The following is a 24,842-nucleotide window of genomic DNA, read 5'->3' as shown; positions in this document are numbered from 1 at the left end:
GCATTTGGGTTTATGCACAAAAAGTCAAGCTGGATACTTCTTTTAATATGGACGGTGAGCATACTCACCGCCCTATTGGTGTACGGCCAACGCCAGCTCTCTGCCTTCGACCCTAGCGGTAAGTTACTTCATCGTACCACAGCGCCTAACTTTGACGCCGCACTGGTTAAGCTACTGAACGAACAAAACATCGGCAGAGGTTCGGTTATTCATGTAGGAACGCAGTCTCGCTGCTATTGTGAAACGCTAACTACACCTCACCAGACTCAGCTATTAACAAAACTAGGGAGTGACTTTCAGCAGGTCAGAGTGAATATAGAAGACGTGCCGAAACTCAATGCCATGCTTGACGCAGTGCCCGCTCTCATCATTCTAGATAAGCAAAATCAGCTTCGTTATTTAGGCCCATATGCAACGGGCTACGGATGTTTTACTGGAAAGAATCTTGTCGAACAGGTGGTAAGCTATACCACTCAACTCCCTTACAACGGTGCGGTGATTAACGCTGATGCATCAGGGTGCTTCTGTTAAAACCTTGGCATAGATTGTGTAATTTATCTTTGTATATCGTGGTATCACTGTAAATAGGCAAAAAGCGTGCATATTTTGCGCATCAGGTGCCGTTTCGTGAAAGGTTTACAAGGAGTCTGCAATGTCAAAGCCCGCGGTTCTTTATCGCATGGTCACCCCTGATCACATTTGCCCCTTTGGACTCAAATCAAAAGATTTGTTAGAAAGAAAGGGCTACGATGTTGAAGACCATCATTTGACAAGGCGAAGTGAAACTGACGCTTTTAAAGAGAAGCACAGCGTGAAAACCACGCCGCAAACGTTTATCGATGATAAGCGTATTGGTGGTTATGATGACTTACGAGCTTATTTCAATTTGAAGCAAGAAAGTGAGTTCGGGTCGCGCTACACACCTATCATTGTGATTTTTTCTTTAGCCGCCCTTGTGGTATTTGCGCTTATGCTAAAAGGTGGACTGCCAACGGGCCTTGAGCCCTTCGTAATGAATTTCATTGGTGTCACCATGGTGGTCCTCGCCCTACAAAAACTGCAAGATATCGTGGCCTTTTCAAATCAATTCATTACCTATGACTTACTGGCAATGAAACACGTTAGGTACGCCTATGTGTACCCTTTCGCAGAAGCGTTTGCCGGGCTTGGAATGTTAGCGGCGCTGCCTGCACTATTGGTTTCACCTGTTTCTATTTTTATCGGTGCGATAGGAGCGGTTTCTGTTATTAAAGCGGTATATATTGATAAGCGCGAACTTAAATGCGCTTGTGTGGGCGGTAATTCGGACCTTCCCCTTGGCTTTATTTCTCTTACCGAAAACCTCGCTATGTTAGGTGCCGGTATTTATATGCTTACAAGGTGGATAGCCTAAGTGAAATGAAGGCGGATAGACATGAAGACTGTTCTTTATTAACGCGTTTATTAGATGTAGATAACGATACCTTAACTTACTTTCTACGCCACCTTATTGGGGCTCTTCAATAGGGCGGCTCATTCCTTTAAGGTGCGACACCACGCTGCGGCCTAATGCACTTAAATCGTAGCCGCCTTCTAACATGCTGACTATGCGACCATGACAACATTCGTCGGCCACTGCGCGAAGCTGTTGGCTTATCCAGAAATAATCGTCTTCCACCAGTCGCAAATGCGCCATAGGGTCTTCTAAATGGGCATCAAAACCAGCTGAGATAAAAATAAGCTCAGGTTGAAAGTTGCGCAATGCGTTAAACCAATGCTGTACTTTTTCTCTAAATGTTTCACCTGTAGAGCCTGCTTCTAGCGGTACAGAAAGAATATTACTTGCCGACACCGGTGAGCCACTGTGTGGATAAAAAGGATGCTGGAAACTGCTGCAAAGCATTATTCGTTGATCGCCAGCAACAATTTGCTCGGTACCGTTTCCGTGGTGAACATCAAAATCGATAATGGCAACGCGCTTTAGCTGATAGTTTTGAAGGGCGTAACGTGCAGCTATGACAATGTTATTAAAAATACAGAAGCCCATGGCGCTGTCGAATGTAGCGTGGTGACCAGGCGGCCTTGTCGCGCAGAACGCCTGCCTGTCACGGCCTTCCATAACCCAATCCACGGCATTACACCCCGCGCCAGCCGATTCCAATGCTGCATTTAAACTGTGACGCATTAAGCCAGTATCTTCGTCTAACCAGGCCACATTATCCTTGTTTTCGGAATAGCGCGTTTTTTCGTGGTCGCTAAATATGGACTGAGCCGCATGCTCAAATACACTTTTCACATAGTAAGGGTCGTGAGCTAATTTGAGATAGGCCTCAGCAATAGGCGTGGCATCAGCATGCTCACATACCATATCGAGTCCAGAAGAAAGCAATTGGTCATCTATTGCGAATAAACGGTCGGGTGATTCAGGATGCTCTTTTCCTAAATCATGTTTAGTGCCGTGCTTACCGCGAAAAATTTTTATTGTCATGGTAGTGATGCCACATCTAGTACTAACTCTACGTCACTGGGGTCGCCAGTGAACTTCCGTTTAAATTGCGCTTGCTCGAAAATGGCAATCATCGGGCTGTTATCGCCACGCACGTAGGCCATCATCTTCGCAATGCCTCGTTTTTTCGCAACGTTAATTAATTCGTTTAGCAGCCTGCTTGCCATCCCTTTCCCTTGCTGGGTTTCACGGGTAACAAACGCTGCTTCACAGGTATTGTCACTTGGGTTGTAATAGAACCGGCCCACCGCGTGAATGGTAATGCGAGATCCTTCTTGTCTTACTATACATAAGGCCGCATCTGAGCTTTGATCCACCGACACTAAATTACACGACTTCTCACGAGACATTTGTTTTGGGTCGTAGTTGTAGCGCAGCCTTAGCGTCTCTTTCGTATGAGAGTAAAAGAACTCCTGCAAACGCCTTTCATCGGCCGGATTCAGTGGGCGCATGTAATATGTTTCCCCTTGAATAGCCAGTTTCTTAAGCTGAATAGCGCCTAATTCTGGAATGTCGGTCGGATATTTTTCCTGATAGTGAGGTACCCAGTAATGCTGCCTTACTTCTTCTAAAAGCGCAGCACGGAATTTCGGGTGAGCCACACGAATAAGCTCTAGCGCTCGTTCTCGAATACTTTTCCCTTTAAGCGACGCTATCCCGTATTCAGTTACCACATATTGCACGTTACCCCGCGACGTCACTACCCCTGCGCCTTCGCTTATGCGGGGTGTAATACGGGAGATAGTTTCATTTTTTGCAGTAGAAGGCAGCGCAATAATGGCTTTTCCGCCTTTACTAATAGAAGCACCCGTTACGAAATCAACTTGCCCGCCTATACCACTGTAAAAGTCGTAGCCCAGTGAATCGGCCACCACCTGACCGGTTAAATCCACTTCAAGTGCACTGTTTATGGCAACCATATTGTCGTTCTTTGCAATATTGGTAGGCTTGTTTACGTAGCTACTTGGGTAAAACTCAATGTGAGGATTTCTGTCAATTAAATCATAAAGCTGGCGTGTACCAATGGCAAAGCTGGTAACAATTTTTCCGGGGTGGAACGTTTTCTTCTTGTTTGTGATAGCACCAGACTCCAACAGTTCAATAATACTGTCGGTGAGCATTTCGCTGTGAATACCCAAGTCTTTATGATTACACAGGTATTTAAGGGTGGCGCTCGGTATTTTGCCAATACCAAATTGCAACGTTGCGCCGTCGTCCACCAGCATAGATACATACTGCCCAATTCGTTCGGCTACTGAATCAATTGGCGGCGGCGTTACTTCAACAAGAGGCTCTTCGGCTTCAATACAGGCCGTTATTTCGCTGATATGAATATAAGAATGACCAGCTGTCCTTGGGACCTGAGGATTAATTTGAGCAATAACCTTCTTGCTTTGTCGAACTGCTGACATCGCAATATCTACCGCAGCGCCAAGCGAACAATAGCCGAATTCGTCTGGAGGGCTTACATTAACCAACGCGGCATCAAGTGCCAGCGTACCATCGTTAAATAGGCTTGATATTTCAGATAAGAAAACGGGAGTGTAGTCAGCACGCCCTTCATCAACTGCTTTACGCATGGCTTCGCCACCAATGAAGAAGGTGTTTGCTTTGAAGAGGTTCTTATACTCTTCCTTCACCCATCGGGTATCGCCCAAAGCCAACATATGAACCAGCTCGATGTCGCTGAATCCTTCGCTGTTATCAATGAGATGCTGCACTAAGGCATGCGGCACCGAGGCATTTCCGCCAACAAAGACCCGGCAACCAGACTTTATTAACGACGACCATTGTGGCGCTTGAGGTAAACTAAATGTCATTTCCATCTGCCTTGTTTTAAGCAATGCCTCATCATGCCATAAAAAAGGGGGCTTTCCTCCCTTTGCGTAGGCGTGAACTATAGGCGATTGGTCGTAGGCTTATGAACTAAAGCGCGCTAGGCGAGCTTCTGGGCAGTCGAGGTCTTGATAATCAATACTCTCGACCTTAAAGCCCATATCACACGCTACATGTGAGAGCGTTGTTATTTTATAGCCCCGCGAGCCGCTCTCTTTGCCGCGAAAAACGACGACGGTCATTGTCAATATCCCTATTCAAAAATGAAAAGTGCTTCCCACTGTAGCGTACTTGATTGTTACTTATCTTCCCTGTGGAAGAGTTTTTCTACTAGTACATAGAACATAGGCACAAAGAATATTGCCAGGAAAGTAGCGGCGAACATACCACCCATTACCGCAATACCAATCGCGTTTTGACTGGCGGCGCCTGCTCCGCTTGCAAGTGCTAACGGCGTCACCCCCAAGATGAACGCCATTGAGGTCATTAGAATTGGACGGAAACGCTGAGAGGCAGCATTGGATACCGCGGTCATTAAATCTTCGCCGTTTTCGTACTGCTCTTTTGCAAACTCGACAATAAGGATAGCGTTTTTCGCCGCCAAACCTACGGTAGTTAAAAACGCTACTTGCAGGTACACATCATTCGGCAAGTTAAAGATGTATGCAGCGGTTACAGAACCAAGAATACCCAGGGGCACCACCAACATGACCGCGAATGGTACAGACCAGCTTTCGTACAAGGCCGCTAAGCACAAGAAAACAACCAAGATTGAAAGGGCATAGAGCATAGGCGCCTGCGAGCCAGCCTCTTGTTCTTCGTAAGATAACCCTGACCACTCAATTGCGAAGCCTGGCGGTAACTGCTCAACCAATTTCTGCATTTCAGCCATTGCTTCACCAGAAGAGATACCCTCAGCAGCACTACCTTGAATATTGACAGATGACACGCCGTTAAAACGCTCTAACTTCGGTGAGCCATAAACCCATTCAGTGGTCGAGAACGTGTTAAAAGCCACCATCTCGCCGTCGCTGTTGCGCACAAACCATTTATCCAAGTCTTCAGGTGTCATGCGATGAGACAAATCTGCCTGCATGTAAACACGCTTAATTCGACCTTTATCAATAAAGTCGTTTACGTAACTTGAACCCCACGCGATTTGAAGTGCACTGTTAATTTCACTTAAGTTCAAGCCAAGCGCTGACGCCTTCTCACTATCAATATTAATTTTAAATTGAGGTACGTCACTTAAACCATTGGGGCGAACGCCGGCCAGTTTAGGATTCTGCGCTGCCATACCTAACAACTGGTTACGCGCGTTCATTAGCGCTTCGTGACCATTTCCACCACGGTCAACCAACTGCATATCAAAGCCCGTCGCATTACCTAATTCCATGATAGGTGGAGGTACTATAGGAAACGCTGAGGCATCTTGAATTTGGCTAAACGCTCCGAAAGCTCTGTTCGTCACAGCAAACGCAGAATTATTTTCGTCCCTTACGCTCCAGTCATTGAAGTTCAAGAACGCCATACCTGCGTTTTGTGCCTGACCCGCAAAACTAAAGCCCACCACCGCGAACATGCCATTCACCGCGTCTTGTTCTTGCTCAAGAATATAGTCTTCCACCTGTTTAATAGACTCGAGTGTACGGCCAGCGGTAGCGCCAGGTGGCGTACTAACTAGCACCATCATTCGACCTTGATCTTCATCTGGAAGGAAGGCACCAGGAAGCTGACTAAATATGAATGCCATACCGCCCACCAGTAAACCGTAAACGACAAAGTAGCGCTTAACGCGTTGCGCCATGTGTGTTGTGGTTCTTTGATAGCGGTCGCGGCCCTTATTAAACGTGCGGTTGAACCAGCCAAAAAAGCCTTTGTTTTTGTCGTGGTTTTCCGGATGCTTTTTCAATAATGTGGCGCACAAAGACGGTGAAAGTACGATAGCGACCAATACCGAAAATGCCATCGCAGACACGATTGTAACCGAGAATTGACGATAAATAGCGCCTGCAGAACCACTAAAGAACGCCATTGGAATAAATACCGTTGAAAGCACGGCCGCAATACCAACAAGCGCACCTGTGATCTGAGTCATCGACTTTTTGGTGGCTTCGGCAGGCGAGAGGCCTTCCTCTTCCATAATACGCTCAACGTTTTCCACCACCACGATAGCGTCATCTACGAGTAGACCGATAGCAAGTACCATAGCAAACATGGTTAGCACGTTAATACTAAAGCCAAATGCCAGTAGCACCGCAAAGGTGCCGAGCAATACCACCGGTACCGCTATGGTAGGAATTAATGTTGCACGCCAATTTTGAAGGAACAGTAGCATCACTAAGAATACCAGCACTACCGCTTCAATAAGCGTGTGTACTACCGATTCGATCGAAAGCTCAATAAAAGGCGAGCTATCAACGGGATAAACCACTTTAACCGTGTCAGGCAAGTTCGAGCGCAGTTCTTCAACCCGAGCTTTTACTGCCTTAATGGTGTCCAGTGCGTTTGCACCAGAGGCAAGACTAATCGCCATGCCTGATGCTGGCTTTCGATCGTATCGAACAATAACGTCGTAGCTTTGCGCACCCAGCTCAACGCGCGCAACGTCACGTACGCGCACCTGCGAACCATCTGTATTTACGCGAAGTACGATGTTCTCGAAATCTTCAACGGTTTGAAGACGACTTTGCGCTTGAATGGTCGCGTTAATTTGTTGGTTTTCAATCGCGGGCATGCCGCCTAATTGACCCGCTGACACATCGGTATTTTGTACCTGAACCGCACCTTGTACGTCAGTAGGCGTCAGGTTGTAGCTGTAAAGTTTATCTGGATCTAACCATATTCGCATTGAACGTTGCGCACCGAAGACTCGTACATTCCCTACACCGTTGACACGAGAAATGGGGTCGCGGAACTGAGAAACTAATAAGTCACTCAGGTCATATTGTGTCATTGAGTCGTCTTCAGAGTAAAAGCCCACGGCCAATGCAAACGCACTGTTCGCTTTAGTTACGGTTACACCTTGTTGCTGCACTTGAGTGGGCAACAGCGGAAGTGCGCCTTGCACCTTGTTTTGGGTTTGCACCTGTGCGATATCTGGGTCAGCACCCGGCTCAAAAGTAAGCGTAATAGACATGCTGCTGTTCGAACTGCTTGCCGAGAAATAACGTAGGTTATCAATCCCCGTTAAGCTTTGTTCTATCACCTGAGTAACCGAGTTCTCTACGGTTTCTGCCGATGCACCTGGATACGTTGCTGAGATAGTCACCGAGGGCGGTGCTACCTTGGGGTATTGTTCAATGGGGAGTGAGGTGATTGCCAACACACCCGCCATCATTGTGATAATTGCCAGCACCCATGCAAACACGGGCCTGTCTATAAAGAAACGAGCCATATTACTAAAATCCCTTGTTTGCTATCGTGAGCCACGTGATGATGGTTGCCACTCTGACGGATTAACTTTCGCGCCAGGCTTAACCTTCTGATATCCAGTTACAATTACCTTTTCGCCTTCGCTCACACCGCTTAAAGCAACATATTGGTCTCGATATATTTTGCCTATCTCCAAGGTGCGCCCTTCAACTTCGCTGTTCTGATTAACAACATAAACTGAAAGCGAACCGTCTGGTTGACGAGTCGTCGCGCGTTGAGGAACTAGCAACGCATTTTCGCGTCCAGTAATAACGTGACCTTTTACAAACAAACCTGGAAGCAATACACCATCTGGATTTGGCATTTCAGCGCGAAGTGTTACAGATCCCGTGGTTTCATCAACTGTCACCTCAGAAAATTTAACGCTGCCGGTTTGGTCGTAACGCTTGCCTGTTACTTCATCTACCGTTAATTCAACATCCATTGAGCCTTGGTTTCTCATTGACTGACGAAGCGTAATAATTGATGCACCTGACTCCTGCATATCAATAAAAACCGGGTCAAGCTGTGTAATGGTTGCGAGTTGCTGAGACTGATTCGTAGTAACAAGGGTTCCTTCGGTTACAAAAGAACGACTAATACGTCCGCTGATGGGCGCGTACACCTTAGTGTACCCCATGTTTACTTTCGCTACGTCAACGGCAGCTTCTGCTACGCTGATCGCCGCTTGCGCTTGATCTTTCTGAGCAATTACATCGTCATATTCTTGTTTGCTTACCGCGTTTTGCGCCACAAGGTCATCATAACGCCGCGCCTTCGCTTCCAATGTTTTAAGGTTTGCCTCGGCACTCTTCAAGTCGGCTTTTGCGCTGTTTAGCTGGGCTAGGTAACGGGCTTCGTCAATTTGGTAAAGCTGCTGCCCTTTTTCCACGTGCGCACCTTCTTCAAACAGGCGTTCCGTAATAACACCATCTACCTGAGGACGCACCTGAGACTGACGAGACGGACTTACACGGCCCGGTAACACCATTTCATGTACCACAGGTTTTTGTTTCAGTGTGATTACCGATACTGAAGGAGCGGGCATACCTTGCTGAGCACCTTGCTGTGCTTGCTCGCCTTCATTCGAACACCCAATAACGCCTACAAGGGTTATTAATGCTGCAGTAACATAAAAAATGCGACTCATAAATTTTCTATTTCCCAATAACTTTTTGCACAGAACACGGCCATTGCTCTGCATATCCAATATTAAAATTAAAGCTTATTGCTTCCAATGCACCGAATTATCAAGTGCATTTTAATTGCCTGAAACTGCGATAATTGGTGGTGAAGTGGCATAGTTAAGCGTTCATTGATACGAATCTACGCTCTTATAGGTCATATTGTGCGCATTTATAGATGATAATAAAAGCCAATGAAGTTGAAATTACTGAAGTTGTCGGTCAAATACCTGAGCATGTATACGTTATACGAATAAGGCGAAATCACAGCGCACTTAATATTCTATTTTAACGAATAGTATCTCAATAACATCTGATAGGCATGAATGACGTCTTGGGCTTCCTGTTGTGTTCCTCCCTTGTCAGGATGAACCAACTGAAGAGATTTTTTATAAACCCGCTTTAGTATTGGAAGTGTAATATGCTCATCTTGAGGCAACCCCAGCAACGCGTGGGCGTCTACAATATCCTTCGGCTCAAAGGCATAAACCTTTCCTCCAGCCATGCGCTGCCAAAACGCATTGAGCAGTGCATCTACATTTTTTCTATCTGCTTTCTCAAAATTGCCCCAGTCCAAGTAGTATTCGGCTAAGGTGTCAGCCTCGGTCATTACACTAGCTTTGGCAGCATATTCTTTACTGCCAATAACCTGGCTAGGCTTTTGCTCTAGCTTAATATTTAGCGTATGAATGTCTAGCACGCCTTCCCCCTGCTCTATCCAATCACGTTTGAGTTGATAAAGGGCGTGAAACACAATGAAGTGGGTTTTGAAGAGCATTAAGGGCTCGCGTAGCGAAGCTTCATCAAAAAAGTGATACGGCGCTTTTTTTAAAATTTCAATGAGCTCATACTCGCTTACACCACGTTGAAAAAGCAGCTTTTGTGTCGATAACGTATCAACAACTAGTTCGGCTTGAAGCACGTAAGCTTCGCTGGCATCAGGCTGATTTTGCAAAACTCATTACCTTTGCTTTAATTAGGGTGACAGCTAAGTCATCAGAGACCAACTGGCTTTAGTGTACAAACATGTTGCGTATTGGCCTACTACCAATTTTATTTATAGAAAGTAATCCAAAATTTTTTGTTCACTGTTAAAGTAGCTCAGTAAAAGTAAAATAATAACATTGGAGTTCACTTGAAAGCACTTATTGCCCTTACCAGTATCGTCGGTTTTCTTATGGTGGTATTACCCGGCCCCCTTTATCAATATGCCGGCGTTAGCTTAGGCACCGCATTTACATCGCTGCGATTTGGCGTGTATGTGGGCGGCGCAGCGTTGATACTCATTATTTTGCAGGTTTTGATCAACCGCAAAAACGTTAGCTGGGGAAGTACCTTTATCTGTGCCATTCTTGCCCTGGTTGCTGTGGGAATGCCGGTGAGCATGATGAGCAAGGCCAGCGCAGTTCCTCCGATTCACGACATTACTACCGATGTCACCAATCCGCCGGAATTTGTTGCAATTGCTCCGCTACGAGAAGGTGCGCCTAACTCCATTGCTTATGAAGGCGGTGAAATCACTAAGCAACAACTAGAGGCTTACCCCGAAATTAAAACTCAACTGCTGCCACAACCCGCAAATGAAGTCTACATTGCTGCAGAAAAAGCCATAGAGGCGCTTGGATGGGAACGCGTTAATGAAGGCGCATTGCCGAATACCTTAGAAGCCACTGACACCACAGCTTGGTTTGGCTTCAAAGACGACGTAGTTATACGTCTAACCGCTAAAAGCGATGACACACTGGTTGATGTCCGCAGCAAATCACGGGTAGGCAAAAGTGATTTAGGTAAGAATGCTGAACGTATCAATACCTTCATGGCGGAGTTAAGAAAGCAGCTTGGATATCAATAAGCTCTAAACATCCGTGTTAGAAACAATAAAGCTCGTTCGCATTGTGCTAACGGGCTTTGTTGCAATCTTGCCTATGTGTTACTGGGCAAGCTTTAGTACAACGACTCCAGCAACAATAAGCGCTACGCCGAAATACCGTGCCAATGAGGAAGGGTCGCCATAAAACATAACACCCACTAAAAATGTTCCCGCAGCGCCTATCCCCGTCCATACTGCGTACGCCGTTCCGATTGGAATTTGTTTTTGCGCCATCCATAAACAAAAACCACTAGCAACCATAAATCCAACCGCAAGTAAAATCCCCATTACACGGGTTTCTGCCTCTTGTGACATTTTTAGCCCAACAGGCCAACCAATTTCCAGAAGGCCTGCTACAATCAAATAAATCCAGCTCACCGGTCTATGCCTCTCTGCGCTCATCGTCAACTATCACAGTTGCATAGCGTAACTCCTCACATCACAAATTATACTCGACGTATCGTAATATCTTGCCGCTTAGCGCTTCTTGCCTTACAGGCTTGCCAGCTGAATACTAACCATTCCCAATACCGCAGCATTAAGGCGGTTAAACCAGCGCCAGAAATTAGGGCGCTGCATGTGGTGTGCAAAACGAGCGGTTAGGGTACTGAGGCCTACGAACCAAACCACCGATGCACCAATAGCACCACCCACAAACCACCATTTATTCTCTTGCCACTGACTGGCTAAATTTCCCATCAACAGTAAAGTGTCTAAGTAAAAATGGGGATTTAACCAGGTTACTGCTAACGCAATAATCAGCGCTTTTCTAAACGATAGCTGCTTTTTAGCCATTTCTAAAATTAAGGTATCGTTCGCCAAGGATGATTTTATTTTGTTAAAAGCAATCCACAATAAGAACGCGACACCGGCCCATTTGGTGATAGACACCAGCATCGGATATTTCTGTAACAGCAAGCCAAAGCCCATTGCACCTAAGCTAATTGAAATAGCATCGCTTAGAATAAACAGTAGCACAAACAAGGTTGTCCACTGTCGCTTCATCGATTGCTCAATCAGAAAGCTGTTTTGTGCGCCTACTGCAATAATTAAGGTGCCGCCCATCACGAAACCACTTGTTGCTGCCGCCAACATTATACATGCCTCTTAGTGTAGATAAGTTTAAACGCTATAGCTGTAACGCGGTTTAAGGTTACATGCTGAATAATTGGCTTGATTTTATACACCTTGCAAGACTAAATTAAATTAATGATATTTGTTTTGAATAAGCAAAATTAATACTTATAACCTTCTTTTCACAGGTAGTCATTAATGCTGGATTACGACGCGCTTCAATGCTTTCATGAAGTGTTACGCTACGGCGGATTTGAAAAAGGTGCTCAGGCGCTAAATCTCACCCAATCGGCGGTATCACAAAAAATAAAACGGCTGGAGCAGAGTGTGGGTGGCCCCGTGATGGTTCGCACCAAACCACTTCGCGCCACGCCACTGGGAAAAGAGCTGTTAGCTCACGTTCAAAAAGTAAGCGTATTAGAAGAAGCGTTGAATATACAAAGTGGGTTAGAAGCCTCAGCAGCACCGATAAGCGTTGCCGTGAATAATGATGTTCTTGCCACTTGGTTCTCGCAGGTGATGGCTGCATTTAGTGATAAGCGTGCCAACCCGGTTCATATTGTTAATGCCGATCAAACGCAAACCCGAGATATATTACAGCAAGGCCGGGTGATGGCGTGTATCAGCCAAACAGGTACACCCGTTACCGGTGGGCAATCTATAAGACTGGGAACCATGCGCTATCAACTTTATGCATCGCCTCGCTTCATTGAGCGATACCTGCATAAAGAAATATCACCCAAGAACGTGATGAATACACCAGGTTTGCTTTACGACGAATACGATGTGACTTTGCTGACTGATTATCAACGAGAGTGTTTAAACATAGCCCCCTCTTTTACAACTTGTCATTGGTTTCCATCGTCTCATGGCTTTGTCAAAATGGCGTTAGATGGCGTGGTGTGGGCTTTGCTACCCACGCTTCAAGTTGAGCAAGAGGTTGACGAAGGCGATCTCGTTCCTTTATTTCCTCAAAAAGAGCTTGGTGTACCGTTATTTTGGCATTGGACAACCCTTGAATCGGCAGCGCTTGCTGACTTGACCAAGGCTGTAAGGAATATAGCAAAAGCGCAGCTTAAGTGACCCATAACGGCGCGTATGGCGACACGTTGCAAGAACGCATACTACGATGACGCAAATTGAGCCGTTTTGTGCTTCTCTTTAACGCTGTACATCAACTTATCTGCTTTGTTTAATAAGGAAGCGAGATCTTTGCAGCGTTCATTTGTAATATATTTACCTACGCTTGCCGTGACAGAAATAACAGCGTTATCTGTTCTAATATCCCTTTCCTGCAAACTGGATTCTATGCGTGCAGCTAAGCGCGCAGATTGGCCTTCACTGTAACAATGGCTTAGTACAACAAATTCGTCACCGCCTAGACGTCCAACTGCGTCTTGATCTCGGCATCGGCTCAGCAGAATTTTAGCAACAACCTGTAGGACCTTATCACCACAATGGTGCCCGTATTGATCATTTATCACCTTGAAGTTATCAATGTCGATGAATAGCAGGGTTAAAAACCCTCCTTCCTTGTTAAAGTTAGTGAGCAGGCTTTGTGCTATACCTTCCCATCCACTGCGATTTAGCACTTTACATAAGGAGTCTGTAGACGCACGTTTGAATGCACTAAGTCTATCTTCATCAAGCTTTTTCACTTTTCTCGACGTGGCAATAGCAAAAATAAATGCTTCGATAGTTATTCCCACAATAAGGCCGTAGCGGTACATAAATGCTGACACGTCTGAAAAAACCAATCGAAACATCATGGAAAACACCATGACAGTAATACCCATTAATACTAAGTTTGAACAATGTACTTTGCGGTAGGAGGCATAAACACAGCTTGATAGCGTACAGGTCATTGTTATCAGCGTGATAAGACTTAGCGTACTATTTACTCTCATCGCATCAGAATTGGATAGAATGACCTGCACGAATGAGAGTGCCAATGCCGAACACGCCATTCCAAGAATAAACTGACGCTGCCATACTTTTAAAAGTGCTTTGAAGTCGAGTAACTGATCGAGAAACTTTACCGCCGCGAACACCGTAATTCCTGCGAATAGCAAATGCAGCTTAAAGTTTGAGAAAAAAGCAATACGGGGAAAGGCAATGTTCAGTAACCCTTCTTGAAGCAAAAAGAAAATTGCCGCACTGAGAACATAGAAACTGTAGGAGTAAAAGCCGTAGTTACGCATACTTGCTCCCAGCATTCCTACATACAAGGTTAACGCTAAGCAAAAGCCAATGAACAAGCTCAACGTGAAGGTATGTACTGACGCCAACGTCTGAAAATTATTTAACGTAGCGATATTTAGCCTGATAGGTCGCTCTACCTGTGATTTCATATCCAAAAATAGACGCCTATGGGTACCATTTATTGCATACGACTCAAATGCGCCGGTTAACTTGGGGATTTTTTGCATCTCACTGTCATACAGCTGACTATAAGAAAGGTAGTTTCTTGGGAAATAGAGAACATGCGTCGATGTTACATCACAACGTAAAGAAAGACGCTGTGCTCCGCCTTTAAGAACCATTGATAGAGCATGATTGGGATCACTGGTGCTATTTTCTGCATTAATGATGCACGTGGCATTGGCAAACGCTCCCAATGTCAACAAAATCACCCCAAACAATAAGCGCGGAAACTTATGCGACAGTCTACATGCCATAGATTTGCTTCCTACTGATACCGCAGCCAAATCCGTAAAGCAAAAATGTCCCTGTACGGCAATTACACAAAGATGAGTTATGACAATCTATATTCAGGTATATAAACTCACAACATTAAAGTTTAGTTTAAAAATGTGAGAACGCTGAAAAATATCATGTTGAATAGTACGAAATGTATATTTTTGCTATACCGGTTTAGCCACCAGCGCGGTCGAAGGGAAAAATGACATCATTAACGCCATTTAACTTTGGCATTGCACACTTTGGTATAGCGTCGGTTATAGCTTATCGATACCCACTTTCATTGGATGCTTGCGAGCGCTTCAACTAAAGTTCATTGGTGAAATAACCAGTTGCAGCCTACGCTCACATAAGTGCTAGAAAGAATCTTTCTAGGTTGTCACCGTAGGAATTTATGTGAGCATTACTATGCGAGTTCAAAAAGCGTTAGGCTTGGTTGCTGCCTTGGTATTTGCCCCCTCTACTGCAGCAAAGGGAAATGCTCATCATTGGGAAACGTCACCCCACCATTTGTCTGCATTGGTAGGAACCACCTATACAAAAGAATGCGGAAACGCATTCACAATAGGCATCGATTACGAATATCGTTTAAGCGACTTTTTAGGCATAGGCTTAGTAGCTGAATACGCATTTGAAGACTTAGACGCGTACACCTATTTACTTGTGGCCGACTTGCATATCACCGATAACTTTATTGCACAAATAGGCCCTGGCGTTGAGTTTCACGGTAGCCATAAGATGGAAGTAGCTCGGTTGGGCTTTTTATATGAGTTTGAAGTATCGGGGGTTACCCTATCACCGCAGCTTCATTACGACTATCACCGAAACCATAAAAGTGCAGTGGTTGCAGGTCTGGCAATTGGTGTGTCGTTTTAAACCACTTGCCCAGCTGCCCAACCGCTGCTCCACGCCCACTGGAAGTTAAAGCCACCGAGCCAACCTGTAACGTCAACCACTTCGCCAATGAAGTATAGGCCTTCGACGTTTTTCGCCATCATGGTTTTTGATGATAGGTCATTAGTATCTACACCGCCTATAGTAACCTCGGCGGTGCGATAGCCCTCTGTGCCGTTTGGCTTTATTTGCCAATTCTCTAGCGTGTCAGCGATGGCGTCGCACTCGCTGTGAGTAAGCTGTTTCACTGGTACATTGCGCCAGTTATGGTATTCGATAAAACTTTGCACCATACGCTTAGGAAATACTCTATTTAAACAGGTAGCAAGTAAGGCATCGGGTGTTTCAGTACGTGAAGTTTGCAAAAGTGCCGTGGCATCGTCATTAGGTAACGTATTAATGCTTAAGCTATCGCCGGCTTCCCAATAACTAGAAATTTGTAGCATGGCAGGGCCGCTTAAACCTCGGTGGGTAAAGAGCATTGCTTCTTTGAAGGTTGTGTTATTGCAGCTAGCGTATACATCAACGGCAATACCGCTAAGTTCTGCCAGTGTGTCTTTATCTTTATCGTGTAAGGTAAAGGGCACAAGGGCGGCGCGTGTGGGTAATACGTTCAGGCCGAATTGCTCGGCTATTTTATAACCGAATGGCGTTGCGCCCAGCTTTGGCATACTTAAACCGCCGGTCGCGATAACTAAAGACTCACAGCTATATTCACCGTTCGAGGTAGTTAGTAAGTACCCACCCTCAACTTTTTCTACACTTGTGATTTCGCAGCGAGTAGTAATGGTCACGCCTGCTTTTTTACATTCGTTAAGCAATAAATCGACGATATCTTTGGCGCTGTCATCACAAAACAATTGGCCCAAAGTTTTTTCGTGGTAGGCAATACCATGCTCGGCAACCAAGCCAACAAAGTCCCATTGGGTATAGCGGCTTAATGCCGACTTACAAAAGTGAGGGTTTTGAGACAGAAAGTTTTCAGGCCCAGCGTACATATTGGTGAAATTGCAGCGCCCACCACCTGACATCAGAATTTTTCTACCCACTTTTTTGGCGTGATCGATCACTTCTACACTGCGCCCGCGCGCGCCTGCTTGCGCCGCACAAAAAAGCCCTGCAGCTCCTGCACCAATAACTATCACATCGCGCTTGATCACAATTAACCTCTAGGAAAAACAGCTAATGGGTGGGTAGTAATTAACTGTACAAAAGCGCGGGTTCCAGGCTTAATCGCGTTTTCGTGACTTACTCGGACTTTAAGCTCATCGCCGCTATCTAATACAACTGCGTAAAGCCTACTCTCGCCTTCATAGCGCACCCACTCCACCGTACAGTTAGTCTCGCTCAGTGTCGCATCTAAGCTTAAATCGTCAGGGCGTACGAGCAAGTCTACATTGCCGTTAGCACCTCGAAGCGGTGTGCCAGGCACGTTTCCAATTTCAGTAACGACGGTTTTGTCTATATTTGCCGTACCAGCATCAAATGTGGCACTTAAGAAACTCGCCTCGCCCATAAAACGCGCTACAAACCGGCTGGCAGGAGAAGAGTAACAGGCTTCAGGGGTGTCTAATTGCTCCAACACACCCTTGTTTAATATACCCACTCTATCGCCAACGCTGAGCGCCTCTTCCTGATCGTGCGTCACCCAAATTGCAGGAACACCAGCCTTTTTAAGCGCATCGCGAATTTCCCAGCGCAAACTGTCTTTTAACGCAGCATCTAAATTTGAAAGGGGCTCGTCTAGCAGTACGAAAGAAGGTTCGTGCGCAAGAGTTCGCGCTAGCGCAACGCGCTGTTTTTGACCGCCTGAAAGACGTGCAGGTTTTGCATCGCGGAAGTTATCTAAACCTAAAAGTTTCAGCCAATGGTCGGCAAGCTTGGTGTCTTTTAAACGAAAGCACACGTTCTGCTGAACGGTAAGATGGGGAAATAACGCAAAGTCTTGGAACACCATGCCAACGTTACGCTTTTCAGGCGGCACGTGTTTGCTTGCTGTACTTTCCCAATTACCAAGGCTCATTGCCCCTTCTGAAATAGGGATGAGTCCTGCCAATGCTTGCAAAATAGTCGTTTTACCGCAGCCTGTTGGCCCCACCAACATGAGTATTTCGTCTTGCCCCAGCTCAAGATTTAACTTGTCGACAACGCGGGTAGACCCATAATTCACTGACAAATTACTTACACTAAGCATTACGAACGGCCATCCTCGGTAACAGTAAATTGGGCTTTTCTTTCGCCCGATAGCATGAGAACCAGCCCCACGCCAGATAATAAAACAAGCAGAAGCCCAGGTACGGCAGCACGACCAAAGTAACCCGCCTCGTAAACACGCCACATGTAGGTAGCCAAAGTTTCAAATCCTGTAGGCCCAAGCATAAGCGTGGCAGGTAATTCGCGCATGGCTTCCAAAAATACTAATGCAGCCCCTGCAATCATACCACGAAGGGTTAGGGGCAGCGTAACCCGTATAAAGGCTTCTCTTGGGCTAGCACCAAGCACGCGGGCAGCTTTAACTAACCCCGAATCGATATTTTCAGCGGTACTTCTAACGCTGCCTACCGCAAGAGGAATAAAACGCAGTACATAGGCCATAACCAATAAACTTAAGGTTTGATATAGCGCAGGCAAGTACTTAAGGCCTACGTATACCAGCGCTGTTCCCATCACAATACCTGGCACACCAAAGCCGAAATAGGTAATGCGCTCCATAAAGCGGCCTGCTTTACCTGCAATTGCGGCATGAGCAACCGGAATGGCAAGTAACACGGCTACAATAGCTGCGATAAAAGAGGCATGGGCTGAATTCCACGCATAGCTTAATTCAAAGCCGCCAGTCCCTTCGCGTACTAACCACAGCGTGAAGATAGCAAGGGGAAGTAAAATAGCCATAAATACAATGGGCATAGTAGCCAGCAACATTAGGTTTCGCTGCCAGCGCGCAGGAAACAAAGATAAGTGCTTTCCTGGGCGTTCTTGTGCCCCACCAATTCGGCTTTCGATAAACAGAATAAGCCCAACAATCACCATAAGCTGCAGGCTTAGCATGGCCGCCTGACTCAAACCAAAAGCGTTATATTCAACAAAGATAACGCGGGTAAAGGTATCGAAGCCCATTATTGCAGGGGTACCAAAATCAGATAACGCGTAAAGTGCAGCAAGGAGTGCCCCCGCAGCAACACTATTTACTACGCGCGGTAGCACCACACGCCATAAGCTAGCACCTAACGACAGACCTAACGTACGCGCCGCGTTAACCAAGCTTGCATCTAAACTCAGCAGGCTAGAACGGGTTGTCATCATCACGAAGGGATAAGTATAAAGACTCATGACCAGCGCAGAGCCCCACAGGCCGCTAATAGGGGGTGTGCTAACACCTAAAACGTTTTCTATTTCTCCGCCAGTACCAAATGAAAAATACATAGCGAACGCACCAATATAGCTGGGTAGCGCCAATGGCGCAGCAAGTAAAATAAGCCAGAACCGCTTAAACGGCATTTGCACATAGGCGGTTAAAAAGGCAAGGGGTACACCAATAAGCACCGAGCCAATGATAGTCAGTATAACAAGCGAAATTGTGTTGCCTAGAACACGGAGGTTATGGGTATCGAAAAACTGCGCACTATCTTGGGCTAAAGAAAACAAAACGCCGACGGGCAATAAAGCCATCAGCGCAATAAGCAGTGCCAGTGGATACGACTTTGGCCAGTTTGTCACAGTACGCCAACTTCCCTCATCAGATTAAGTGTTGGGCGTAAATCAGCCAGTTTACGAAGGTCCATTTCAGGCGGTGACAGCGTACTTAGGTCGGCTAGGCCTTGCGGCTGTTCAACACCTTGAACCAATGGTATTTCGTAGGCTTCGCGAGCAAGGTAAGACTGCACTTCATGTGACAGCAGATAACGAATAAAGTTAACCGGCAAGTCACCTTCGCTTAATGCCACAATGCCAGACGCGTTAACCAGGCACCCCGCATCGCCTTTACTGTAAGCAAGGGCCACTTTTGCGTTTGGCTTACCTGATTTTAGGCGCAGAGTGTAATAGTGATTGGCAAAACCAATATCTACCTCACCACGTTCAACGCCCATCACTACGCCAAGTTCACCTGCATACTTTTTAGCGTGTTTATTAATGCCTTTAAGCCATGATTTAGTGGCTTTATCGCCTTCCAAAATACGCATGGCAGTAACGAAAGACTGAAATGATGAGTAAGCCGGCGCCCAACCAATCTTTAAATCGCTGTCAGCTAGCGCCATCACGCTTTCGGGGATTTGCTCTGGCTTAACGCGCTCAGTGTTATAAGGCAGCGTTCGCACGCGGCCTGTAACAGGTGACCAGCTAGGGTATTGGAAATCTTCGCGAAGCTGCGCGCGCAAATCGTCGGGTAACGGCTTTGCAGCGCCTGCGTCAGTAACCACACCAATAGAGCCCGTATCTACGGCCCAAAACAAGTCAGCACGTTTAACGCCCGCTTTTGTTTCAGCAACAATGGTGTTTGCCAGTGCTGCTGAGCCGCCGCGTCTAACCTTCAGGTTCAGTTTGGGGTTGCGTTTTTCGATGGCTTTTAGAACATTTTCGTACAGACCGCCTTCTCCGCGCCCCAAATACAAGGTGAGATCACCTTCTAGTTTAGGCAAAGACTCTACTGACACGCTGCCAGTTTGGGTCATAGCGTGAGCAAAGCTAAACGGCAAGCCAGTTAATGCACCAGCTGCGGCTAGGCCTTGCAAAAATGTTCTACGTTGCATACCCCTTCCTTAAAATACGTCTTTGCGACTTTGTTCTACTTCAATTAAAAGTGCGCGAGCGCGATCGAGTTTAGCCTGCATAGACTCGACTACTTTGCGAACCGCATCAACGCCAGTGTCTTTTGAGATGGCTTGCGGAAGCGTTACGTTAAAGTCTTTTTCTAAGTCTTCAACCAAGGCTGCGTCTTTTGCAATTAAATCACCTTCTACACCTTCAAAACGCTGAAGGTAGGTGTCGTGAACCAGTGTTGTCGCTACTTCATGTAGCTGCTCTGCATATTTAGCAACAACACGATCTAAACGAGTTTTAATATCGTCAATAACTTCAGGCCCCGTGGTAGGTTCTTTTTCTGTTGTTTGAACCTTATTCACCAAGCCTTTCTTTTGATACTGGGACGCAAGTTTAACTGCGCCTAACGCCTGCCACAAGGCATGATTTAGCTTCTCTTGCTCTTCTCGCACTTCAGCAACCGGCTTACCTTCGTCGATAGCGACTTTCACACCGTAAATTCCCTGCCAGATAGAAGCGTAAATAGGCACGTACTGGGTTTCTATAGCTGAGTGGAAGTCTACTTCTTCCCAATACTCAATAAGCGCTTCTGTTTTAAGCGATTTATCTTTTGCTTCATACGCGTCAACAACACTGCCAAATTTGCTTTCTAACCAATGTACCTCTTCCGTATATTCACCAATGTGCGCGTGAAGGTTGTTCACGTGATCACCAATGGCACCATTAGCAAGCGCCTGAGAAGAAAGCATTGAGAAAGTGACGGCAGATGCCAATACCAAAGCACTTATTTTTTTCAGTGTTGTTGTCATAAATATTCCTAAAACATTTGTCTTTTCGCGCAAATGATACTTATTATCATTAAGCAAGTAAAGGTAACTAAACGAGGCTACATGCTACGTAACGCACTGCGTCACCTTTTAATTTCTCTGCAATTTCGTCAAAGCATGTTACAAATCCGTTCATTAACCTGCACTGAACGTGTTGATATTCAACGCTATTAATATCGCGCTAGATCATACAAAGGTTACATTTTAATGAAAATGGCGACCAAGTATACGCCTAAGTCAATTAACCTATTCACAAACATCTAAATAAAAAAAGCCCGCAACCGTGGTTGCGGGCTCTTGATATTATTAACGCCGTAGTTTCGGTGTTACAGGCTATCTAGCATGGTTTGCGCATCGCTAACGTCGAAACGACCTGGGTCTTCAACGTTTAACTTTTTCACTTCACCATCTTCTACTAGCATAGAATAGCGCAACGAACGCATGCCGCCGAAATTACCCGTGCTCATGTCTAAGCCAATTTGTTTGGTAAAGAAACCGTTGCCGTCAGCAAGCATAATGATTTCCTCAGCATTATTCGCTTTACCCCATGCGTCCATTACGAATGCATCGTTAACGCTAAGACAAATAATACTATCAACACCTTTGGCTTTGAGCTTATCAGCTAACGCTACATACCCTGGCAAGTGCGCTTGCGAGCAAGTAGGTGTAAAAGCACCGGGTACCGCAAACAACACAACTCGTTTGTCTGAAAACAGTTCGTTTGTTCCGGGGTTGGTTATCTCGCCATTTTCTAAAAGGCTAAAATCTACTTCAGGCAAAGTGCCCCCAACTTGTATCATGCTACTCTCCTAGATTTTTTTGACACAAATACACATCAAATCTGTGTTTTTTGCTTTCAATAGCCATTGATGCTTTTATTCCTGCCAGCACGTCTGCACTGTTTGGGCGTTTCACCACTACCCGGTGCGTAGCTAGCTCTAGTGCTGGCGGTAACAGCGCATCTGCGTCTGGATCATGACCAAGCAGTTGCTGAAACAGCCGCATTTCCTTTTTCACCAAGGCTGACTTCTTTTTGTGTGGGAACATGGGGTCTAAGTAAATAGCGTTCACATTCTCACCAGAGAAGTATTGCATTACCTCAGCACTATTTCCATGTTGAAGCGACATTTTAGCTGCAAGTTCTGGAAAACTAAGCGCTAATCTGCGAATGCCATCTTCAAGTAAAGCGGCGACCACAGGCGAGCGCTCTATCATAGTGACCTTGCAGCCCACGCTAACCAACACAAAGGCATCACGCCCTAATCCAGGGGTTGCATCTACCACATGCCACGCTTCATTGCCTTTAAGGCCTATAGCTTTAACTATGGGCTCTTTGCGCCCACCGCCGTGTTGCTTGCGATACAAACTAGCAGGCGAAGCAAAATCAACCTCTACCGGGTTCACTTTTTTCTCGCCAGCGTCGGCAAGACCTAGCACGCCGTTTTGTATCTGTAGATACAGGCCTTCGCTAGGCTTTTCACTGCTGCTGACAACAGGAAAGCCCCACTTCTCGCTAATTGCACTAATTAATGGAGCGTCATCGCTATTTGCGTTAGCGCTGTTGCCGTTATCACTAACAATCAAAGGCACATGATTAAGCATGACCGTACTGCTCCTTATGCCCTATCCATCTATTAATAATGGCTTGAGCGTGAGAGGGGTATTTGTCCCAAAGGGTATAGGCAATTTCCTGAACCTTAGGGATAAGAGCGGCGTCGCGTACTAGGTCTGCTATTTTAAGCTCGGCCATTCCCGTTTGCTTAGTACCCATAAATTCACCCGGGCCACGAATTTCCAAATCGCGCTGGGCAATATAAAAGCCGTCGTTAGACTCACGCAATACGCCTAGGCGCTGAGTAGCGGTTTTCGATAGCGGGCTTTGGTACATAAGTACACACTGACTTTCTACCGCACCACGCCCTACTCGGCCACGTAACTGGTGAAGTTGCGCTAAACCCAAACGTTCAGGATTTTCTATGATCATAATGCTGGCATTCGGTACGTCTACGCCAACCTCTATAACGGTAGTCGCTACCAGTAAATCCAACTTACCTTCTTTAAAATCGGCCATAACCTGCGCTTTTTCAGCAGGCTTTAAACGCCCGTGTACCAAACCAACGTGTAAGTCTGGCAGCGCGGTACGCAGGGTAACTGCGGCGTCTTCTGCTGCCTGACATTCCAGTACTTCCGACTCATCAATAAGCGTACACACCCAGTAGGCTTGCCGACCATTGTCTTTACAGGCCTGACGCACACGCTCTATCACATCGGCTCGGCGTGTATCCGGCAACACAACGGTTTGTACCGGTGTTCTTCCCGGTGGCAATTCATCAATTATCGAGGTATCTAAATCGGCATAGGCTGTCATGGCCAACGTTCTTGGAATAGGCGTAGCCGTCATAATTAGCTGATGAGGATAGCGGCCTTGCTGTTCGCCCTTATCTCGAAGGGCCAAACGTTGATGTACACCAAAACGGTGTTGTTCATCCACAATAACCAGCGCTAGCTGTTGGTAGTTCACGCTTTCCTGGAAAATGGCGTGAGTACCCACCAACATTTGAATATCACCGGCTTCTAAGCGCGCTAAAACTTCATTGCGCGCTTTGCCTTTTAGCTTTCCAGCAAGCCAGCCGACTTCAATACCCAGTGGTTCCAACCAGCCTCGAAAGTTATTGGCGTGCTGTTCTGCCAATAGCTCTGTGGGTGCCATTAACGCTACCTGATGTCCTGCACCAATGGCTGATAGCGCTGCCAGTGCAGCAACCAAGGTTTTACCTGATCCAACGTCTCCTTGTACAAGGCGCATCATAGGTCGTGCGTGCTGCATATCTTTTTGAATGTCTTGTACTACTCTAGCCTGTGCACCCGTTGGTGAAAACGGCAGTTGAGCAAGCATCTTATCAATAAGCGGCTGATTCACCTTAATAGGAATACCTGGCTGTGCGTCAGATAGCTTGCGTACTTTAAGCACGCTTAAGTGATGAGACAGCAACTCTTCAAGAATCAACCGATATTGGGCAGGGTGCAGCCCCTCTTCCATTTCGTGTACGTCTACATCGGGTGGCGGGCGGTGCACTAAGTGAAGGGCTTCATTTAAGCTAATTTGATCGTCGTAAATACCCTCGGGCAGCAAATCAGCCAGCGCGCCTTTATCCAAAAGCTTCAAAGCTTGGTCAGTCAAATTGCGAAGGGTTAGTTGCTTTACACCGTCTGTGGTGGGGTAAACCGGCGTCAGTGATTCTTCTGTGGGTGGCGCGTCTTCATCCACAAGCTTAAACTCGGGGTGCATCATTTCAATGCCCCACTTGCCAGTACGCACCTCTCCAAAGCAGCGCACCGTGTTTCCCGGCGTCATAATTGAGCGCTGTACGGCGCCAAAGTGGAAAAAGCGTAGGGTTATAGTACCTGTGCCATCACTCAGCTTTACCACTAGCATGCGTTTTTTGCCGTACTGAATGTCGGCGCTCATTACCTCGCCCTGCACGCTTACATGGGTGAACGGGCGGCACTCAGCCACACTGTAAATACGGGTTCTGTCTTCATAGCGATGAGGAAGGTGAAACAGTATATCTTGAAGGGTAAACAAGCCTATTTTATTAAGTTTTTCTGCCACCTTTGCGCCCACGCCTTTAAGCGCAGTTATGGGTGTAGTGGCCAGTGCTTGCATCAAGCGACATCCTTCTTTTGAAACATAAGTGACTTAACCTTAAAAAGGCACAAGCTGGTATTATTCAACATGTTATAGGAAAAGAAGTGTAAAGGATTGTTGAGGGGTTGGCGAGTACGCTTTAGGCCAGTTT

22 protein-coding genes are annotated in these 24,842 nt (G+C 46.2%); 5 read left to right on the top strand and 17 right to left on the bottom strand.

Annotation, left to right across the window (positions count from 1 at the left end; all coding sequences use genetic code 11):
* The first annotated feature begins 12 nt into the window (after positions 1-12).
* Both V7R42_RS14255 and V7R42_RS14250 read left to right on the top strand, forming a co-directional pair.
* Positions 13-531 (top strand): DUF6436 domain-containing protein, encoded by a 519-nt coding sequence (locus V7R42_RS14255; RefSeq protein WP_334020932.1) that lies wholly within the window; start codon positions 13-15, stop codon positions 529-531.
* 121 nt (positions 532-652) lie between these two features.
* On the top strand, positions 653-1,393 hold the full coding sequence (locus tag V7R42_RS14250) for a glutaredoxin (RefSeq protein ID WP_334020931.1): 741 nt from the start codon (positions 653-655) through the stop codon (positions 1,391-1,393).
* Positions 1,394-1,486: 93 nt separating this feature from the next.
* Here V7R42_RS14250 and V7R42_RS14245 read toward each other — a convergent pair whose 3' ends face one another.
* The 6 genes from V7R42_RS14245 to V7R42_RS14220 all read right to left on the bottom strand — a co-directional run bounded on the left by V7R42_RS14245 (position 1,487) and on the right by V7R42_RS14220 (position 9,874).
* Positions 1,487-2,467 (bottom strand): histone deacetylase family protein, encoded by a 981-nt coding sequence (locus tag V7R42_RS14245; RefSeq protein WP_334020930.1) that lies wholly within the window; start codon positions 2,465-2,467, stop codon positions 1,487-1,489.
* Positions 2,464-4,305 carry a GNAT family N-acetyltransferase gene (locus V7R42_RS14240; protein ID WP_334020929.1) on the bottom strand — a complete coding sequence of 614 codons (1,842 nt, stop codon included), beginning with the start codon at positions 4,303-4,305 and terminating at the stop codon, positions 2,464-2,466. Before V7R42_RS14240 ends, V7R42_RS14245 begins: the two co-directional genes overlap by 4 nt.
* Positions 4,306-4,404: 99 nt before the next feature.
* On the bottom strand, positions 4,405-4,563 hold the full coding sequence (locus V7R42_RS14235) for a hypothetical protein (protein WP_334020928.1): 159 nt from the start codon (positions 4,561-4,563) through the stop codon (positions 4,405-4,407).
* A 56-nt stretch (positions 4,564-4,619) separates the two neighbouring features.
* Complete coding sequence (locus V7R42_RS14230) at positions 4,620-7,718, bottom strand: efflux RND transporter permease subunit (RefSeq protein WP_334020927.1); 3,099 nt, start codon at positions 7,716-7,718, stop codon at positions 4,620-4,622.
* Positions 7,719-7,739: 21 nt separating this feature from the next.
* Positions 7,740-8,885, bottom strand: a complete 1,146-nt coding sequence (locus V7R42_RS14225; RefSeq protein WP_334020926.1) for an efflux RND transporter periplasmic adaptor subunit — start codon at positions 8,883-8,885, stop codon at positions 7,740-7,742.
* A 317-nt stretch (positions 8,886-9,202) separates the two neighbouring features.
* The gene (locus V7R42_RS14220; protein ID WP_334020925.1) at positions 9,203-9,874 is read right to left on the bottom strand and encodes a DNA-J related domain-containing protein; all 672 of its coding nucleotides are present in this window, start codon (positions 9,872-9,874) and stop codon (positions 9,203-9,205) included.
* Between the two features lie 180 nt (positions 9,875-10,054).
* Here V7R42_RS14220 and V7R42_RS14215 point away from each other — a divergent pair, with 180 nt between their 5' ends.
* On the top strand, positions 10,055-10,771 hold the full coding sequence (locus V7R42_RS14215) for a DUF1499 domain-containing protein (protein ID WP_334020924.1): 717 nt from the start codon (positions 10,055-10,057) through the stop codon (positions 10,769-10,771).
* A gap of 78 nt (positions 10,772-10,849) precedes the next feature.
* Here V7R42_RS14215 and V7R42_RS14210 read toward each other — a convergent pair whose 3' ends face one another.
* On the bottom strand, positions 10,850-11,167 hold the full coding sequence (locus tag V7R42_RS14210) for a DMT family transporter (protein WP_334020923.1): 318 nt from the start codon (positions 11,165-11,167) through the stop codon (positions 10,850-10,852).
* A gap of 114 nt (positions 11,168-11,281) precedes the next feature.
* On the bottom strand, positions 11,282-11,884 hold the full coding sequence (locus tag V7R42_RS14205; RefSeq protein ID WP_334020922.1) for a LysE/ArgO family amino acid transporter: 603 nt from the start codon (positions 11,882-11,884) through the stop codon (positions 11,282-11,284).
* Positions 11,885-12,061: 177 nt separating this feature from the next.
* Between V7R42_RS14205 and V7R42_RS14200 the strand changes: the two genes are divergently transcribed.
* Positions 12,062-12,946, top strand: coding sequence for an ArgP/LysG family DNA-binding transcriptional regulator (locus V7R42_RS14200; RefSeq protein WP_334020921.1), 885 nt, complete (start codon positions 12,062-12,064; stop codon positions 12,944-12,946).
* A 41-nt stretch (positions 12,947-12,987) separates the two neighbouring features.
* Here V7R42_RS14200 and V7R42_RS14195 read toward each other — a convergent pair whose 3' ends face one another.
* Positions 12,988-14,541 (bottom strand): diguanylate cyclase, encoded by a 1,554-nt coding sequence (locus tag V7R42_RS14195; protein WP_334020920.1) that lies wholly within the window; start codon positions 14,539-14,541, stop codon positions 12,988-12,990.
* 430 nt (positions 14,542-14,971) lie between these two features.
* On the opposite strand from V7R42_RS14195, the gene V7R42_RS14190 reads away from it, so the two are divergent.
* Positions 14,972-15,439, top strand: coding sequence for a hypothetical protein (locus V7R42_RS14190; RefSeq protein ID WP_334021075.1), 468 nt, complete (start codon positions 14,972-14,974; stop codon positions 15,437-15,439).
* On the opposite strand, the gene V7R42_RS14185 is transcribed toward V7R42_RS14190, so the two are convergent.
* The 8 genes from V7R42_RS14185 to recG all read right to left on the bottom strand — a co-directional run bounded on the left by V7R42_RS14185 (position 15,436) and on the right by recG (position 24,709).
* Positions 15,436-16,617, bottom strand: a complete 1,182-nt coding sequence (locus V7R42_RS14185; protein ID WP_334020919.1) for an NAD(P)/FAD-dependent oxidoreductase — start codon at positions 16,615-16,617, stop codon at positions 15,436-15,438. The two genes, V7R42_RS14190 and V7R42_RS14185, sit on opposite strands and share 4 nt — an antisense overlap.
* A gap of 2 nt (positions 16,618-16,619) precedes the next feature.
* The gene (locus V7R42_RS14180) at positions 16,620-17,651 is read right to left on the bottom strand and encodes an ABC transporter ATP-binding protein (protein ID WP_334020918.1); all 1,032 of its coding nucleotides are present in this window, start codon (positions 17,649-17,651) and stop codon (positions 16,620-16,622) included.
* Positions 17,651-19,174 carry an ABC transporter permease gene (locus V7R42_RS14175; protein ID WP_334020917.1) on the bottom strand — a complete coding sequence of 508 codons (1,524 nt, stop codon included), beginning with the start codon at positions 19,172-19,174 and terminating at the stop codon, positions 17,651-17,653. Before V7R42_RS14175 ends, V7R42_RS14180 begins: the two co-directional genes overlap by 1 nt.
* The gene (locus V7R42_RS14170) at positions 19,171-20,205 is read right to left on the bottom strand and encodes an extracellular solute-binding protein (RefSeq protein WP_334020916.1); all 1,035 of its coding nucleotides are present in this window, start codon (positions 20,203-20,205) and stop codon (positions 19,171-19,173) included. Before V7R42_RS14170 ends, V7R42_RS14175 begins: the two co-directional genes overlap by 4 nt.
* A 9-nt stretch (positions 20,206-20,214) precedes the next feature.
* Positions 20,215-21,024, bottom strand: coding sequence for a hypothetical protein (locus tag V7R42_RS14165; RefSeq protein WP_334020915.1), 810 nt, complete (start codon positions 21,022-21,024; stop codon positions 20,215-20,217).
* 344 nt (positions 21,025-21,368) lie between these two features.
* The gene (locus tag V7R42_RS14160) at positions 21,369-21,842 is read right to left on the bottom strand and encodes a peroxiredoxin (protein ID WP_334020914.1); all 474 of its coding nucleotides are present in this window, start codon (positions 21,840-21,842) and stop codon (positions 21,369-21,371) included.
* 1 nt (position 21,843) lies between these two features.
* Positions 21,844-22,644: a class I SAM-dependent methyltransferase gene (locus V7R42_RS14155; protein ID WP_334020913.1), complete on the bottom strand. Its 801-nt coding sequence runs from the start codon at positions 22,642-22,644 to the stop codon at positions 21,844-21,846.
* On the bottom strand, positions 22,637-24,709 hold the full coding sequence (recG, locus tag V7R42_RS14150) for an ATP-dependent DNA helicase RecG (protein WP_334021074.1): 2,073 nt from the start codon (positions 24,707-24,709) through the stop codon (positions 22,637-22,639). Before recG ends, V7R42_RS14155 begins: the two co-directional genes overlap by 8 nt.
* Between the last annotated feature and the right edge of the window lie 133 nt (positions 24,710-24,842).

The organism is Alteromonas sp. S015 (assembly GCF_036864485.1).
Classification (GTDB): domain Bacteria; phylum Pseudomonadota; class Gammaproteobacteria; order Enterobacterales; family Alteromonadaceae; genus Alteromonas.
The sequence above is the reverse complement of the archived record's forward strand: the minus strand, read 5'-3'. Positions and strand labels throughout refer to the sequence as shown.

Excerpts from the sequence above, each read along its gene's own strand:
- V7R42_RS14180 (WP_334020918.1), bottom strand. The coding sequence starts at position 17,651 with ATGCTTAGTGTAAGTAATTTGTCAGTGAATTATGGGTCTACCCGCGTT.
- V7R42_RS14155 (WP_334020913.1), bottom strand. The coding sequence starts at position 22,644 with ATGCTTAATCATGTGCCTTTGATTGTTAGTGATAACGGCAACAGCGCT.
- V7R42_RS14230 (WP_334020927.1), bottom strand. The coding sequence starts at position 7,718 with ATGGCTCGTTTCTTTATAGACAGGCCCGTGTTTGCATGGGTGCTGGCA.
- V7R42_RS14245 (WP_334020930.1), bottom strand. The coding sequence starts at position 2,467 with ATGACAATAAAAATTTTTCGCGGTAAGCACGGCACTAAACATGATTTA.
- V7R42_RS14200 (WP_334020921.1), top strand. The coding sequence starts at position 12,062 with ATGCTGGATTACGACGCGCTTCAATGCTTTCATGAAGTGTTACGCTAC.
- V7R42_RS14165 (WP_334020915.1), bottom strand. The coding sequence starts at position 21,024 with ATGACAACAACACTGAAAAAAATAAGTGCTTTGGTATTGGCATCTGCC.
- V7R42_RS14240 (WP_334020929.1), bottom strand. The coding sequence starts at position 4,305 with ATGACATTTAGTTTACCTCAAGCGCCACAATGGTCGTCGTTAATAAAG.
- V7R42_RS14190 (WP_334021075.1), top strand. The coding sequence starts at position 14,972 with ATGCGAGTTCAAAAAGCGTTAGGCTTGGTTGCTGCCTTGGTATTTGCC.
- V7R42_RS14235 (WP_334020928.1), bottom strand. The coding sequence starts at position 4,563 with ATGACCGTCGTCGTTTTTCGCGGCAAAGAGAGCGGCTCGCGGGGCTAT.
- V7R42_RS14255 (WP_334020932.1), top strand. The coding sequence starts at position 13 with ATGCACAAAAAGTCAAGCTGGATACTTCTTTTAATATGGACGGTGAGC.
- V7R42_RS14160 (WP_334020914.1), bottom strand. The coding sequence starts at position 21,842 with ATGATACAAGTTGGGGGCACTTTGCCTGAAGTAGATTTTAGCCTTTTA.
- V7R42_RS14205 (WP_334020922.1), bottom strand. The coding sequence starts at position 11,884 with ATGTTGGCGGCAGCAACAAGTGGTTTCGTGATGGGCGGCACCTTAATT.
- V7R42_RS14170 (WP_334020916.1), bottom strand. The coding sequence starts at position 20,205 with ATGCAACGTAGAACATTTTTGCAAGGCCTAGCCGCAGCTGGTGCATTA.
- recG (WP_334021074.1), bottom strand. The coding sequence starts at position 24,709 with ATGCAAGCACTGGCCACTACACCCATAACTGCGCTTAAAGGCGTGGGC.
- V7R42_RS14195 (WP_334020920.1), bottom strand. The coding sequence starts at position 14,541 with ATGGCATGTAGACTGTCGCATAAGTTTCCGCGCTTATTGTTTGGGGTG.
- V7R42_RS14250 (WP_334020931.1), top strand. The coding sequence starts at position 653 with ATGTCAAAGCCCGCGGTTCTTTATCGCATGGTCACCCCTGATCACATT.
- V7R42_RS14225 (WP_334020926.1), bottom strand. The coding sequence starts at position 8,885 with ATGAGTCGCATTTTTTATGTTACTGCAGCATTAATAACCCTTGTAGGC.